We start from the raw sequence: 14,649 nt of genomic DNA, 5'->3' as shown, positions 1-14,649 counted from the left end.
GGTGACGTCATTCGACAAACCGACCACCCCGCCGGACCCCGCCGCGGCTCCCTCCGAGGACCACAAGGCGGTGACGCAGGCGGCGCTGTTCGACGCCTTCGGGGGCATCCGGGGCACCGTGGAGACGATGCTCCCCGGGCTGCTCTTCGTCATGATCTACACGATCAACAAGGACGTGAAGATGTCCGCCATCGCGGCGGGCGCGGTCGCGGTCCTGCTGGTGATCGTGCGGCTGCTGCGCAAGGACACGGTGAAGCACGCCTTCAGCGGGGTCGTCGGCGTGGGCGTGGGCGTGGCCTTCGCCCTGTTCACGGGCGACCCGAAGGGCTTCTACCTGCCGGGCATGCTCTACGGGGTCTGCCTGGGCGCCGCCTTCACGATCTCGGCGCTGGTGGGGTTCCCGCTGCTGGGGGTGATCCTCGGGCCGGTGTTCAAGGAGAACCTGTCCTGGCGGACGCGCAACCCCGGGCGCAAGAAGGCCTACACCAAGGCCAGCCTGGCCTGGGGGCTCATCTTCCTCGCCAAGTACGCGATCCTGTTTCCGCTGTACTGGTGGGGTGACGCGACGCAGCTGGGCTGGGTGCTGATCGCGCTGAAGCTGCCGCCGATGGTGCTGGCGGTGTACTTCACGTGGGTGTTCCTGGCGAAGGCGCCGCCGCCGATCGATGTGATCGCGGAGTGGGAGGCCAGGGAGGCCGCCGAGGCCGCTGCCGCTGGGAAGCGCAAGGCCTGACGGAGCGACCGAGGGGCGGGGGTGACCGGCTGGTCACCCCCGCCCCTCGTGTGTCGCAGGTGCGGCGCCGCCGCTGGGGCTCCGCCCCAGGCCCTCCCCCCAGACTCCGTCCGGGGGGACCCCCACGCCTCAAGCGCCGGCGAGGCTGGGATTGCCCCGCGTGCCCAGCCGGGAGGCTATCGGCGGGCCTGGAGGAGGACTTCCAGTTGTTCCTCGCGGGCCTGTGCGGCGACGAAGAGGAGCTCGTCGCCAGGCTCCAGGGTCTCCTCGGCGTGCGGAGTCAGGACCCGGTTGCCGCGGATGATGGTGACCAGGGAGGTGTCCTCGGGCCAGGTGATCTCGCTGAGCTGGGTGCCCGCGACCGAGGAGTCGGGCGGGAGGGTCAGCTCGACGAGGTTGGCGTCTCCGTGGCTGAAGCGCAGCAGCCGTACCAGGTCGCCGACGCTGACGGCCTCCTCGACCAGGGCCGACATCAGGCGCGGCGTGGAGACCGCGACGTCAACGCCCCAGGACTCGTTGAAGAGCCATTCGTTCTTGGGGTTGTTGACGCGGGCCACGACGCGCGGGACGCCGTACTCGGTCTTGGCCAGCAGGGAGACGACCAGGTTGACCTTGTCGTCGCCGGTGGCCGCGATGACGACGTTGCAGCGCTGGAGCGCCGCCTCGTCCAGCGAGGTGATCTCGCAGGCGTCGGCCAGCAGCCACTCGGCCTGCGGCACCCGCTCCACCGAGATGGCGGTCGGGGCCTTGTCGACCAGGAGCACCTCGTGGCCGTTCTCGAGCAGTTCGCCCGCGATGGAACGTCCCACCGCGCCTGCCCCGGCGATCGCGACCCTCATGCGTGTGCCTCCTCAGGCCCCTCGGCGAAGGACGCCTCCACCTTGTCGATCTCGTCCGTGCGCATCATCACGTGGACGAGGTCGCCCTCCTGGAGGACCGTCGCAGACGTGGGCAGCATGGCCTCGCCCAGGCGGGTGAGGAAGGCGACCCGGACGCCGGTCTCCTCCTGGAGCCGGCTGACCTTGTGCCCGATCCAGGCGGCGGAGGTGTGCACCTCGGCGAGCTGGACGCCGCCGCTCGGGTCGCGCCACAGCGGCTCGGAGCCCGACGGCAGCAGCCGGCGCAGCATCTGGTCGGCGGTCCACCGCACGGTGGCGACCGTCGGGATGCCGAGGCGCTGGTAGACCTCGGCGCGCTTGGGGTCGTAGATACGGGCGGCGACGTTCTCGACGCCGAACATCTCGCGGGCCACGCGGGCGGCGATGATGTTGGAATTGTCACCGCTGCTGACGGCGGCGAAGGCGCCCGCGTCCTCGATTCCGGCTTCCCGGAGGGTGTCCTGGTCGAAGCCGACCCCGGTGACGCGGCGACCGCCGAATCCGGCTCCCAGCCGGCGGAACGCGGTGGGGTCCTGGTCGACGACGGCGACTGTATGCCCCTGCTGTTCCAGGGTCTGGGCGAGGGCGGAGCCCACTCTTCCGCAGCCCATGATGACGATGTGCACGGCCGTCCTTCCGGCTGTCAGCGACTCGCTGGTTCCCAGCCTCATTGCATGCTCTGGCTTAACAGGGTCTCAGACCATGGCCCAAGCTACACACGGGCGGTCACCAGTGTGACCTCTTGTGGTGCAGCCGGGGTCCAGTCGGGGTCCAGTCGGGGAGGAATTGCGACGGGATTGCAGTGTGAGGGGGTGGGGGGTTCGTCAGCCTGATTTCGAACGCTTACGATCCTCTCCGTGTCCAAACTGACCGACGTGCCCAAACGGATCCTGATCGGCAGGGCGCTGCGCAGCGACCGCCTCGGAGAAACACTCCTCCCCAAGCGGATCGCCCTTCCCGTCTTCGCCTCCGACCCGCTCTCCTCGGTGGCATATGCCCCGGGCGAGGTGCTGCTGGTCCTGTCGATCGCGGGTGTGTCGGCGTACCACTTCAGCCCCTGGATCGCCGTCGCGGTCGTCGTGCTGATGTTCACCGTGGTCGCCTCCTACCGGCAGAACGTCCACGCCTACCCGAGCGGCGGCGGTGACTACGAGGTCGCCAACACCAACCTCGGGCCCAAAGCCGGTCTCACCGTGGCGAGCGCCCTGCTCGTCGACTATGTCCTGACGGTCGCGGTCTCGATCGCCTCCGGAGTCGAGAACCTCGGCTCGGCCGTGGACTTCGTCGTGGAGCACAAAGTGCTCTCGGCCATTGCCATGATCCTTCTCCTTACGCTGATGAATCTGCGCGGCGTCAAGGAGTCCGGAAAGCTCTTCGCCATTCCGACGTACGTGTTCGTCGCGGGCGTTTTCATCATGATCGCCTGGGGTGCCTGGCGGGGAATCGTCCTCGACGAGACCATGAAGGCACCCACGGCCGATTTCGAGATCAAGGCCGAGCACCAGGGCCTGGCCGGCTTCGCGCTGGTCTTCCTGCTGCTCAGGGCCTTCTCCTCGGGCTGTGCCGCACTCACCGGCGTCGAGGCGATCAGCAACGGCGTCCCCGCGTTCCGCAAGCCCAAGAGCAGGAACGCGGCGACCACCCTCGCGCTCATGGGCGGCCTGGCCGTCACCATGTTCTGCGGCATCATCGGCCTGGCCATGACCACCAACGTGCGGATGGCCGAGAAGCCGGCCGTCGACCTGCTGCAGAACGGCACCCCGGTCGGTTCCGGGTACGTCCAGAACCCGGTGATCTCGCAGGTCGCCGAGGCCGTCTTCGGCAGCGGCAGCTTCCTCTTCATCGTCCTGGCGACCGCCACCGCGCTGGTGCTGTTCCTGGCCGCCAACACCGCCTACAACGGCTTCCCGCTGCTCGGCTCGATCCTCGCCCAGGACCGCTACCTGCCGCGCCAGCTGCACACCCGCGGCGACCGGCTCGCCTTCTCCAACGGCATCGTGCTGCTGGCGGGCGCGGCCATCCTGCTCGTGTGGATCTACGACGCGGACTCGACCAAGCTGATCCAGCTCTACATCGTCGGCGTCTTCGTCTCCTTCACCCTCAGCCAGATCGGCATGGTCCGGCACTGGAACCGGCACCTGAAGGCCGAGCGGGACCAGGCGGTGCGCCGCAAGATGATCCGCTCCCGGGCCATCAACACCTTCGGCGCCTTCTTCACCGGCCTGGTCCTGGTCGTCGTCCTCGCCACCAAGTTCACGCACGGCGCGTGGGTCGCCCTGCTCGGCATGGTGATCTTCTACGGAACGATGACCGCGATCCGCAAGCACTACGACCGGGTCGCCTCCGAGATCGCCGCCGCTGAGGGCCCCTCCGAGGACAGCATCCGGCCCTCGCGGGTCCACTCCATCGTCCTGGTCTCCAAGGTCCACAAGCCCACCCTGCGGGCCCTGGCCTTCGCCAAGCTGACCCGCTCGGACACCCTGGAGGCGCTGAGCATCAGCGTCGACCCGGCCGAGACCAAGGCCCTGAGGGACGAGTGGGAGCGGCGCGGGATCAACGTTCCGCTCAAGATCCTCGACTCGCCCTACCGCGAGATCACCCGCCCGGTGGTGGAGTACGTCAAGGGCCTGCGCAGCGAGAACCCGCGCGACGCGGTCAGCGTCTACATCCCCGAGTACGTCGTCGGACGCTGGTACGAGCACGTCCTGCACAACCAGAGCGCGCTGCGGCTCAAGGGCCGGCTGCTCTTCACGCCCGGTGTGATGGTCACCTCGGTGCCCTACCAGCTGGAGTCCTCGGAGATCGCGAAGAAGCGGGCCAAGAAGCGCCAGGAGTGGAACGCTCCGGGCGCGGTGCGCCGCGGTCCGGTGAACACCGCGCGGGCCCCCAAGGACCCCGCCGCGAAGGGCTGACCCGGTTGGCGAACGGCCGGACGGGATCCACGTAAACTGGTGGGTCGGTCGTCCGGCCGTTCCTTTCTTCTTTTTCCATGACTTTGGAGTCTCCCCACCATGACCGAGCAGAACGAGAAGCAGTCACTGGTCGGGGAGGAGTACGAGGTCGAGGTCGGCCCCGTCGCGCACGGCGGGCACTGCATCGCCCGCACCGCCGACGGCCGGGTCCTGTTCGTCCGCCACACCCTGCCCGGCGAGAAGGTCGTCGCGAAGGTCACCGAGGGCGACGTGGACTCCCGCTACCTGCGCGCCGACGCGATCACGGTGCTGGACGCCTCCAAGGACCGCGTCGAGGCCCCGTGCCCGTACGCCGGTCCCGGCAAGTGCGGCGGCTGCGACTGGCAGCACGCCAAGCCCGGTGCCCAGCGCCGGCTCAAGGGCGAGGTCGTCGCCGAGCAGCTGAAGCGGCTCGCCGGGCTCACGCCGGAGGAGGCCGGCTGGGACGGCACCGTCATGCCGGCCGAGGGGGACAAGCTCCCGGCGGGCCAGGTCCCGCAGTGGCGCACCCGGGTCCAGTTCGCCATCGACGAGGACGGCAACGCAGGCCTGCGCAAGCACCGCTCGCACGACATCGAGCTGATCGACCACTGCATGATCGCGGCGCCGGGCGTCAGCGAGCTGGGCATCGAGAAGCAGGACTGGCCCCAGATGGCGTCCGTCGAGGCCATCGCCGCCTCCGGCTCGGGCGACCGCCAGGTCGTCCTCACCCCGCGCCCCGGCGGCCGCCTTCCCCTCGTGGAGCTGGACAAGCCGGTCTCGGTCCTCCGCGTCGAGGAGAAGGACGGCGGTGTCCACCGCGTCCACGGCCGCCCCTTCGTACGCGAGCGCGCGGACGGCCGCACCTACCGGGTCGGCATGGGCGGCTTCTGGCAGGTCCACCCGCAGGCCGCCGACACCCTGATCAAGGCCGTCATGCAGGGCCTGATGCCGCGCAAGGGCGAGATGGCCCTCGACCTCTACTGCGGCGTCGGCATTTTCGCGGGCGCGCTGGCGGAGCGCCTCGGCGACACGGGCGCGGTGCTCGGAATCGAGTCCACGAAGCGCGCCGTCGAAGACGCCCGGCACAACCTGGCCGACTTCCCCCGGGTCCGCATCGAACAGGGCAAGGTCGAGCAGATCCTCCCGAAGACCGGCATCACCGAGTGCGACCTGGTCGTCCTGGACCCGCCCCGCGCGGGCGCCGGCAAGCAGACGGTCCGCCACATCGCGGGCCTCTCCGCCCGCCGCATCGCCTACGTGGCCTGCGACCCGGCGGCCCTCGCCCGCGACCTCGGCTACTTCAAAGAAAACGGCTACAAGGTCCGCACGCTGCGCGTCTTCGACCTGTTCCCGATGACCCACCATGTCGAGTGCGTCGCGATCCTTGAACCGACCGCAAAGGGCCTCTGACCTGCGGGTTAGGGCAGTGTGCGTTATGTGCGCTGTGGGCGTTACGGGCGATATCTTGACGCTGGTTTGATGCTCGTGACGCACGTTTGACGCACGCCGACGGCGATGTCTGACGAGCCGTCAGCCGCAGAAGGGTGCCTCTCGCATCAGGTTGTGACCCTGCTGCGGGAGGCACCCATTTTCGTTTTGGGCGACCGCGCTGGCCCGTGTGTGACCCGCGCTCTGACCTTTCCTCTCCGAACACGCTCTGTGACAAGAGGGGGCTCGCCTAGCCGGGGCCGTACGCGCTCCAGCCATGCAGGAACGGTTGCAGGTCGGCGGCGCGAGGGTCGGGGACAGTCGGCAGGCGGAGCATTCCGTTGAGCGGGTTCAAGCGTTTCAGGTAGTTGTCGGCCCAAGTGATCCATGCCTCGGCTCCGTCCCTATCCGGTCCAGTCGGCAGGGTCTGTGCGTGGAGGCGGAGGGCGCCGACGTACTCGGCCAGGCCCGCTGCGTGGCGCCATGCTCTTTCTTGCGCTTCGAGGTGCTGGACGCGGACGGCCTCTGCGTAGTCGATCTTTGCCTGCTGCATCGCAGCTTCCCAGCGCAGCCGCTTCTCCCGTGCTGCCTCCAGGTCGGCCAGTCGTTTGCGTTCGGCGGCTTCGCCTCGGAGCCCCACTTCCTGCACGATCTCGGCGAGCTGGTCCTCAAGGGGGCGTGCGGCCGTGTCGGCCCACTGGCCGGCACGGTGTCGCAACCCGCCGCTGACGCAGATGCTGAGGCGTTCACTGGGGGAGTGGTCGTACCGGGGAATCCTGACCCAGGAGTGCTTCTCTGCGTCCGCGAGTTCCTTCTTCGTGGGGATGTGTTCGGCGCGGTCCTGTTCCTGCAGGATGAGGAAATCGCATCTCTGGCCCTGGGCTGTGATGGTGAAGTGGGGAGGGCCGTCTCGTCGGCGATGTGGTGCCGGTGCACTCTCGGCTGTGCCGAATGCGATGGCGTACCCCAGCCTCTGCGTTGCGGTGAGCAACGCGTGGATGAGGCGGAAGGCTCGGCCCTGCACAGATTTGGTCAGCCTCATGGGCTGGGGATGACCTTGCAGAGCTTTGACCACCGGGTGTGGAGTGGTGAGCCGTGCCGGTACGGGAATGGGTTGCAGCGTGGCCAACCGCCAGGCGGGGGTGTCGACCAGCCGGATTTCGTATCCGTCGTGGCACCAGCCTGCGTGCAGTTCCTTGGTCTCGGGGATCTTTCCCGACCTCCGCGCCGCGGATCGGCCACTTCTCGGTTTCTCGGCCGCTGGCTTCGCGTTTGACGATTCGGCCGCCGGCTTCGGCGAGCGCTTCCAGGAGCTGCTCCGTGACGGTCTTGGCTCTCTTCCGCGGAAGAGAGCGGGTTCGCTGCGCCGGCACGGGCGCGGCTCGCTGTGCGCTGGACTTCTGGCCACTGGGCACGGCAGGTGACTGGGCTCCAGCCCTTTGCGCGGGTGCGGTGTCGCTGCTGCGAGGTTGATCGGGCGGGTGGGTTCCATGGTCCAGGTAATGCTGGCCGGCATTGGTGAGAACGGCGGACCACTGACCCTGCCGCTTGGAGACCTTGACCAGTCCCCGGCTTTGCAGGGCTTGGCAGCTGAGCTTGTGCGCGGTTCCTTCCCATACGTCGTCAGGGCATCCTCGGCCGACCCATTGCAGCACCTGTTGCTGCCGTTCGTTTAGCTGTCGCGGCACCTGAACTCCCTACCGTGCGAAGGTCCAACGGCATGCTCTCAGCCGTGCCTCGCTTTGCGGGGCTGGAAGGGGTTCAAGCTGTTGGTGCGGAGAGTCACGGTTGGATAGTCACCGTCCCTGACCGGGTACGGCTGCGGGGAGGCCGGCTCGGCGGATTGGGCGCGTACAAGGTCCCGTTCCTCGCGGGTGCGGTGGATCTCTTCCTCGACGCTCTGCGTGGTGCGCTCGGGCGGGGTGGGGCAGCAGTTGTCGTTTCGGCGCATCGGGCGGATGCAGTACCACCGGCCCTCGCAGCGGCCCGGGCTCGGCATCGCCCACCGCTACGAGCCGGCGGGCGCCACCAGCGAGATCGGCGGCGACTGGTTCGACGTCATCCCCCTCCCGGCCGACAAGACCGCCCTGGTCCTCGGCGACGTCATGAGCAGTGGCATCGACGCCGCCGCGACCATGGGCCAGCTGCGCACCGCCACCCGTACCCTGGCCCAGCTCGACTTCGACCCCGCCCAGGTCCTGCACCACCTCGACCAGGCCACCGCCGGCATGGACCACACCTTCACCACCTGCGTTTACGCCGTCTACGACCTGCACGACCAGCGGTGCCGCATCTCGGTGGCCGGACACCTGCCGCCGGTTCTCATGGGCCCCCGCCGCCCGCCGGAACTGCTCGACCTGCCCACCGGGGCCCCGCTCGGGGGTGGGCGGTGTCCCCTTCCACACCACCCGCCTCGACCTGGGCATGTACGCCGTCGTCATGGGCCTGATCCCACTCCTCACCGAACGCGGCGCCAGCCCATCAACAGCCGCTTGGGCCCTCGGACTCGGGGGCGCCGGCCAGACCCTCGGCCGCACCCTGTACACCATCCTGTCCGCCCGCACGTCCGTCACGACCCGCACGGTCACCCTCATTACCCTCGGCGGCGCGACCACGGCGACTCTCGCCCTCATCCCCGGCCCCATGCCCCTGCTGATCGTCCTCGCGGTCCTCGCCGGAGTCGTCCGCGGCAACCTCACCCTCCTCCAGGCCACCGCCGTCACTGACCGATGGGGCACCACCCACTACGGCCGCCTCTCCGGACTCCTCGGCGCACCAGCACGCATCGCAGCAGCCCTGGCCCCCTGGGTAACCGCGGCCCTCGCCGCCCCACTCGGCGGCTACCCCCACCTGTTCGCGGCCCTCGCCGCACTCTCGGTCGTGGCCGCATGTCTCGCCCTACTGGCATCGAGAGAAGGCCACACCCGGCCGCTGTCCAGGTCGGTTCCGAGCAGCGAACCAGCATCACGTCCGCGCACCCAGCGCCCATAACGCACATCACTTACATCACGAAGTCAGGTCTGCAAGGCTCTGACCTGCTGTTATCTTCCACCTGTTTTCGCTGGATCTGTGTCTGACGACGCACCAGGTGGAGTGCGTGGCGATTCTGGAGTCGGCCTCAAAGGGCTCCTGACCTACGATTTCATCGATGCGCACCACGTTTCGGCAGCAGTGCCTCCACCGCTGTCCGGGACACGGCAGGCAGGCCCTTGTATGCCTCTGGTGTGACGATGCGGTCCGGCAGGGAAGCAGTGAGTCTGGGGTGGCCGGTGCCGCCCAGAACCGTCCAGAGTTGGGTGCCGAGGGTGGGCATCAGGGGCCAGGCCAGGAGGGACAGGACGGCCAGCCACTGGGGAGGTTCGCCCGGGCCCAGGCCGGCTTCGGCGCGGGTGATCCAGTCTTCCAGTACGGCGAGGGCGGCAGCCGGGCTGGTCGTGGGCGGGCGCAGGGCATCGGCCGCGGCGACGAGGGTGGCGACGGCCTCCGCGGTGAAGGACTCGGGCGCCGCGCTTCTGCCCTCCGCTCCGTCGCGCAGCGCGCGGCGGATGGCCGGGTCCCAGCGGCCGGCGAGGACGCGGGAAGTCCAGTCGGCGAAGCCGGCGGTACGGAAGTCGCTCTCGCCCGCCGCGTCGGAGAGTGAGGCGAGGTAGCCGCGCAGCGGGTCCACCGGCAGGCCTGCGTCCAGGTAGTCGTGTGCCCAGATGACGTGTCCCCTGCTCGTGGAGAACTTGCTGCCGTTCAGAAGCAGGAAGCGGTTCATGATGTGGTGCCGGTGCGGCTGCCAGTCGGTGTCGTCGTCCATGAAGGCGAGGACGAACATCCAGGGCAGGGTCGCGTCGTAGCCGCCCGTGGCGATCGTGACGACGTCGGTGTCGCGGGCGAAGGCGTCCCGGCCGGCGGGGTCGGCAGCGCGGTACAGGTCACGCAGCACACTGAAGGCCGCGTACGTACCGGTGCCGTAGCTGAGGTGGACGTCGCCCGGCGCGCCCCCGCGCCACGGCACGCCCCAGCCCAGGGGGTGGTTGAGGCGGATGCGGCGCCCGTTGTGGGCCACGTAGCTCTCCAGCAGCTCCGCGTACCCCGGCGGGAAACGGCGGGCCGCCTCCTCGCCCGTGAACCAGCGCGGGTCGCCGGACAGGAAGACACTCCGCACGGCCCGCAGCTCCGCCGCGCCGTCCTCGGGCAGGACGGGCAGGGGATCGACGAGGTCGGCGGGCCCGAACCACAGCCCGCAGGTCTCGCAGGAGCTGCCGGCGGCACCGTTGCCGCAGGCCGGGCAGCGGCCGTGGACGAAGGCGCCCACGAGGCCCTGCCCCGTGGAGCCCGAGAAGAGCAGCTTCTCGGCCTCCACGACGAGACGGCCGCGCCGCTCCAGGTCCTCGACGGTGGCGTGGCTGCGCTCGTGATAGAGCTCGCGGCACGGGGCGCGGTGCATGTCGGGCCAGGCGTCCTGGTCCATGCCGAGACCGGTGAGCGTGGCGAGGGCCGCGTCGTGGTAGCGCGTGGCGACGGAGGTCGGGGCGAGCCCGTCGCGGCGGGCGGTCATGAGAATGTACGACTCGTGCGAGTCCGTGGCGGAGATCCGGGCCACCGAGTGGCCCAGCGTCTCCAGGTGGCGGGCGACCACGTCGGCGGAGAGGAAGGGGCCGCCGATGTGGCCGAGATGGAGCGGGCCGTTGGGCGTGTGGTAGGCGGCGGTGATGAGGTGCGGGCGGGCGGGGCCCCGCCGTACCGCTTCCAGGAGGTTCACAGGGCCGGGTTCCTTCACGGTTCGACGACGGGGCGTACGAGGGACTGGAGGGTGTCCAGGGCAGCGGTGACCTCGGCCGGCGTACCGGACCGGACCAGCGCGGCACCGAGGGCGTACTCCATGTAGTGCTCGGGCGGGACACGGACGACTGCGCCGGGCCGGGCGTCCACGACGAGGTGCTCCAGGCCGGGTACGGCTGTGGCCTCGCACAGTCCGTCGAACCGTCGGAACGTCCCGGCGTGCGGGGCGAGGAACTTCTGCACCCCGGCGGCCAAAGCCGGGGCGGTGGCCGAGACCGGGGGGCGACCTGTCGCGACGCGGAGGGCGTTCTCGTAGAAGGACTCGCCGGTGGCCAGGGGCACGAGGTGGGAGGTGATGTGGTCGCCGCCCACCCGGGCGGCGACCTCGACGAGCCGGGACCGCTCGCCGTCCCACTTGCACTCCAGGTGGAACACCCCGTCGGTGAGCCCGAGTTCACGGATCACGGCCCCGGCCATGCGGGCGATCGTGGCGCGCGCTGTGTCCGGCAGCGCCGAGGGGAAGACATGACGGGTCTCGGTGTGGAAGGGGGCGAGGGTCGTCTTGTCGGTGATCCCGGCAAGGGTGATCCGGCCCTCGTGGACGTATCCCTCGACGCTGTGCTCGGAACCTGTCAGGAACTCCTCCAGGATCAACTCGCCGGTGCTCGTCGCGAAGATGGGGTGGACCTCGGGGCGGGTATAGGCGACGAGCTCGTCGAAGGCGGGGCGCAGGTCGCCGGGTCCGTGGATCTCGAAGATGCCGATGCTGCCGGCCGCGCCGGTGGGCTTGAGCACGGCGGGGGTGCCGACGTGCTCGGCGGCGCGCTCCAGCTCGGCGAGGCTGGTGACCCGGGCGAAGCGCGGCAGGTACTCGGGGATGGCCGAGAGCGCGGTACGCGTGAGGTGTTTGTTGCGGAAGGCGGGCGCGGCCTCGGGGGAGAGCCCGGGCAGCCCGAGAGCGCGGGCCAGTTCGGCGGTGCCCAGCACGTCCCGGTCGCTCCAGGTGACCACCCCGGCGACCTTGTACCTGCGGGCGAGATCCCGCCCTGCCGCGACGAGTTGCGCGATGTCGTACGTGGGGACGCGGATCTGCTCGGCCAGCAGTGAGGGCGCCACGTCCGCCTTCTGGTCGGTGAGCAGCAGCACCTTCAGCCCCAGGCGGTGGGCGGCGCGCAATGCCGCGTGGTGTTCGAGCTGGTTGGGGCGCAGGTTGCACATGATGACGGCGTCGGTCAAGGGGTGCTCCTCTGGTGTGTGGTGACGGCAGAGTCGGGGGCGGAACGTTCGTGGTCCGTGGGGGTGGTAACGGACGGGGCCACCGCGATGCGGACGTGTGCGGCGGCCTTCTCGGCCGTGGCGAGCGCCTCCGTGGGGGTCGCGCCCACGGCGATGACGTGACCGAGCCGGTCCCAGCTGCTGTGCAGACCCTTGACGGTGTGCCCGGGTGCCGTGGTGACGGCGATCTCTTGGACGCCCGGCAGGACGCGCGCCTCCTCGACGCCCTCGATGGCGGTCACCGTGCCGGGTGGGGCGTGCAGGAAGCGGATGGCGGCGCACTGACGGGCCGTGACCGGGAGGTCGGGAACCTCGCCGCGCAGCACATCGGAGAGATGGTGGTGGAAGTCGCCGCCCCAGGCGAGGGCGATCAGCTCCATGAGACTGTCGCCGGGACAGCGTCCCGCGCACTCCACCAGTACAGGGCCGTCGTCGGTAAGGATCCACTCGGCGGACAGGATGCCGGAGCCGATGCCCACGGCGTCGACGAGCGCTGTCATTCCCTCGCGCAGCGCCGCGTCCGTAGCGGGCGGCAGCGCGGCGGGCAGGACATGGCCTAGCTCAACGGGGTGCGGGCCGTCGGCGGTGGTCTTGTCGGTGATGTTGAGGAACAGCAGCCGACCGTCGGAGACGAGCGCCTCCACGCTGATCTCCGACCCCATCAGGCGCTCCTCGGCGAGGTAGCGCCAGGTCATCGGCCGGTCCGCGATCTGGGTGCCCTCGTCGGCGCCGGTCGTGGCCCGCCACGCCGCCTCCACCTCGTCCGGCGAGGTGCCGGGGGAGAGGAACCGGACACCGAGACTCGCCTGGCGATTGGCCGGTTTCACCACGGTCTCCCGGCGCGGCTCGCGGGCGAGGAAGGCGGTCAGGTCGGCGGCCGAGCGCAGCTCCTGAAAGGCGGGTGCCGCCATCCCGGCGGCGCTGGTCGTCTCGCGCAGCAGGATCTTGTCGCGCAGCGTACGGGCGGCGTCGGTGCCGAGGCCGGGCAGTCCGAGCGCGGCGGCGGCCTGGGCTGCGGCCGTCACGGCGTACTCCAGGCCGGGCAGCACGCCCGTCACGCCGTGCTCGCGGTGCACGCGCAGGACCTCCTCGACGGCCTCGTCGGACTGCTGGTAGGCGGCGAGCCGGACTTCGTTGAGACAGCGGAAGGAACCCTCCATCGCCGCGATGGGCTTCTTCCCGTAGATGCCGGGGTCCTCCACGACGGTGAGGGAGCGCGGCGGCAGGAGTCGTTCCAGAGAGCGGATGAAGGCCGGGAAGAATCCGATCATCACCAGCTGGGGTACGACAGGCTGGGTCATGAGGCCACCTTCGGGACTGGAGCGGAGGATTCGGGGAGCGCGGTGCCCCAGACGGCGAGCACGCCGAGGACGGCCAGGGCCGTCGCGCCGACGATGAGGAACCAGGCGCCGTGGCCGAATTGAGCGCCGAGGACGAGGTACCCCGCAGAGCCGGCGAAGGAGCCGAGGGACTCCCCGGCCGCCGTGACGACCTGGCGCGCGTTGAAGGACTCGTACGCGGAGTCGGCGGCCAGGTCGGCGAACGCGGTGTCCACGAGCGGTACGTAGAGGGCCTCGCCGAGCGAGAAGACCACGATGCCCGCGAAGATCAGCCACGGCAGTCCGGCGGCGACCGCCATCAGCGGGAACGCGAGGGCCAGCAGCAGGCAGCCGTGGCGCAGCAGCGTCAGCGGCGAGGTCCCGGCCGCCATGCGCCGCGTGACCAAGGCGGAGACGGGCGCTTGGAGCAGGATCACTGCGATGGCGTTCGCCGTGAAGTACGCGGCGACCGCCCGGCTGTCCACGGTGTCGGCGAGGAACAGTGGCAGCGCGGAGAAGAGCTGTGCGTAGACGAACCAGCCCAGCACGTTGACGGCCGCGAGCCGTCGGGCGTATGGCGAGCGGAGGATGCCCCGGACGACGGAGAGCCGTCGGCGCAGCGTGCCCGCCTCGCCGCGCGCGGCGGGCACCGCCGGCATCATCAGGCGGGTCGTCGCCGCCGCGAGCAGGTAACAGCCACCCACCAGCAGCCACAGCCGCTCGTCCCGGCCGGCCCACACGAGCAACGTGCCGACCACCGGGCCGAGCGCGGCGGCGACGTTCACGGCGAGGCTCACCGCGGTGAAGAGCTTGTGCCGGGCCCCGCTGTCGGGGACCGCCTGGCTGACATAGGCGCGGACCGTCAGCCCGTTGACGCTGATGCCGCACCCCGCTGCCAGCAGCAGTACGAGCAGGACGGGGAACGGCGGGCGGAAGGCGAGGGCCATGAACGCCCCCGCCGCCAGTAGCAGACCGCCCACCATGCCGCGTCGTGCGGGGAAACGCTCCAGCCAGCCGCTGATCAGCACCGAGGCCGCGCGGGCCGAGACGGTGAAGCACAGCAACGCGGCTCCCGCTCCCGCCGCCCCGGCGCCCCGCTCCAGCAGCAGCGGCAGCACGGGAAGCAGGGAGAAGTACCCGAGGTGCGTGAGGAGATAGGCCGTGGTGAGGGCCAGGGTGCGGCGCATGGGACTCCGGCGGTTGCGGGGACCGGGCCGGTCGCGGGGGACCGGGGTGGGCGGAGACGGGGCGGTCGGCGGTTCAGTCGGTCCTACGTTGTTGGTGGGTTGGAGGGGCCGTCGTAAGGTCCAGAG

At 70.2% G+C, this 14,649-nt stretch carries 10 protein-coding genes and 2 pseudogenes; 5 read left to right on the top strand and 7 right to left on the bottom strand.

All coding sequences use genetic code 11. From position 1 onward, the window contains the following. Window position 1: 1 nt before the first annotated feature. Window positions 2-733 carry a DUF3159 domain-containing protein gene (locus J7E94_RS19890; RefSeq protein WP_215017246.1) on the top strand — a complete coding sequence of 244 codons (732 nt, stop codon included), beginning with the start codon at window positions 2-4 and terminating at the stop codon, window positions 731-733. Window positions 734-909: 176 nt separating this feature from the next. On the opposite strand, the gene J7E94_RS19885 is transcribed toward J7E94_RS19890, so the two are convergent. Together J7E94_RS19885 and J7E94_RS19880 are read right to left on the bottom strand one after the other, a co-directional pair. After that, a complete protein-coding gene (locus J7E94_RS19885) occupies window positions 910-1,572 on the bottom strand; it encodes a TrkA family potassium uptake protein (RefSeq protein ID WP_215017244.1) in 663 nt (220 codons plus the stop codon). Next, a complete protein-coding gene (locus J7E94_RS19880) occupies window positions 1,569-2,237 on the bottom strand; it encodes a TrkA family potassium uptake protein (RefSeq protein ID WP_215017242.1) in 669 nt (222 codons plus the stop codon). Before J7E94_RS19880 ends, J7E94_RS19885 begins: the two co-directional genes overlap by 4 nt. A gap of 231 nt (window positions 2,238-2,468) precedes the next feature. On the opposite strand from J7E94_RS19880, the gene J7E94_RS19875 reads away from it, so the two are divergent. Then, window positions 2,469-4,523: an APC family permease gene (locus J7E94_RS19875; RefSeq protein ID WP_215017240.1), complete on the top strand. Its 2,055-nt coding sequence runs from the start codon at window positions 2,469-2,471 to the stop codon at window positions 4,521-4,523. Window positions 4,524-4,622: 99 nt separating this feature from the next. Further along, window positions 4,623-5,954 carry a class I SAM-dependent RNA methyltransferase gene (locus J7E94_RS19870; protein WP_215017239.1) on the top strand — a complete coding sequence of 444 codons (1,332 nt, stop codon included), beginning with the start codon at window positions 4,623-4,625 and terminating at the stop codon, window positions 5,952-5,954. A gap of 268 nt (window positions 5,955-6,222) precedes the next feature. Here the strand turns inward: J7E94_RS19870 and J7E94_RS19865 are convergent, their stop codons facing one another. Then, window positions 6,223-7,014: a hypothetical protein gene (locus J7E94_RS19865; RefSeq protein WP_251056932.1), complete on the bottom strand. Its 792-nt coding sequence runs from the start codon at window positions 7,012-7,014 to the stop codon at window positions 6,223-6,225. A 925-nt stretch (window positions 7,015-7,939) separates the two neighbouring features. On the opposite strand from J7E94_RS19865, the pseudogene J7E94_RS19860 reads away from it, so the two are divergent. After that, window positions 7,940-8,393, top strand: a pseudogene (locus J7E94_RS19860) (PP2C family protein-serine/threonine phosphatase); the annotation flags it as partial. 3 nt (window positions 8,394-8,396) lie between these two features. Beyond that, a pseudogene (locus J7E94_RS19855) lies at window positions 8,397-8,963 on the top strand (MFS transporter); the annotation flags it as partial. 151 nt (window positions 8,964-9,114) lie between these two features. Here J7E94_RS19855 and J7E94_RS19850 read toward each other — a convergent pair. Genes J7E94_RS19850 through J7E94_RS19835 form a run of 4 tightly spaced genes read right to left on the bottom strand, consistent with a single transcriptional unit; the run spans window position 9,115 to window position 14,523 of the window. Beyond that, complete coding sequence (locus J7E94_RS19850; RefSeq protein WP_215017237.1) at window positions 9,115-10,722, bottom strand: class I tRNA ligase family protein; 1,608 nt, start codon at window positions 10,720-10,722, stop codon at window positions 9,115-9,117. Window positions 10,723-10,736: 14 nt separating this feature from the next. Next, entirely contained in the window at window positions 10,737-11,978 is a 1,242-nt protein-coding gene (locus J7E94_RS19845; protein ID WP_215017235.1) for an ATP-grasp domain-containing protein, read from the bottom strand. Continuing rightward, window positions 11,975-13,318: an ATP-grasp domain-containing protein gene (locus J7E94_RS19840; protein ID WP_215017233.1), complete on the bottom strand. Its 1,344-nt coding sequence runs from the start codon at window positions 13,316-13,318 to the stop codon at window positions 11,975-11,977. The genes J7E94_RS19845 and J7E94_RS19840 overlap by 4 nt, the downstream gene beginning before the upstream one ends. Beyond that, window positions 13,315-14,523 (bottom strand): MFS transporter, encoded by a 1,209-nt coding sequence (locus J7E94_RS19835; protein WP_215017231.1) that lies wholly within the window; start codon window positions 14,521-14,523, stop codon window positions 13,315-13,317. The genes J7E94_RS19840 and J7E94_RS19835 overlap by 4 nt, the downstream gene beginning before the upstream one ends. Window positions 14,524-14,649 lie beyond the last annotated feature (126 nt).

The sequence above is a fragment of the Streptomyces sp. ISL-94 genome, assembly GCF_018614075.1.
Lineage (GTDB): Bacteria > Actinomycetota > Actinomycetes > Streptomycetales > Streptomycetaceae > Streptomyces.
Note: the sequence above shows the minus strand (reverse complement) of the source record. Positions and strands in the feature narration are given on the sequence as shown.

Bases quoted from the DNA above. Each gene is read 5' to 3' on its own strand.
- J7E94_RS19840 (WP_215017233.1), bottom strand. From the start codon at position 13,318: ATGACCCAGCCTGTCGTACCCCAGCTGGTGATGATCGGATTCTTCCCG.
- J7E94_RS19870 (WP_215017239.1), top strand. From the start codon at position 4,623: ATGACCGAGCAGAACGAGAAGCAGTCACTGGTCGGGGAGGAGTACGAG.
- J7E94_RS19835 (WP_215017231.1), bottom strand. From the start codon at position 14,523: ATGCGCCGCACCCTGGCCCTCACCACGGCCTATCTCCTCACGCACCTC.
- J7E94_RS19885 (WP_215017244.1), bottom strand. From the start codon at position 1,572: ATGAGGGTCGCGATCGCCGGGGCAGGCGCGGTGGGACGTTCCATCGCG.
- J7E94_RS19865 (WP_251056932.1), bottom strand. From the start codon at position 7,014: ATGAGGCTGACCAAATCTGTGCAGGGCCGAGCCTTCCGCCTCATCCAC.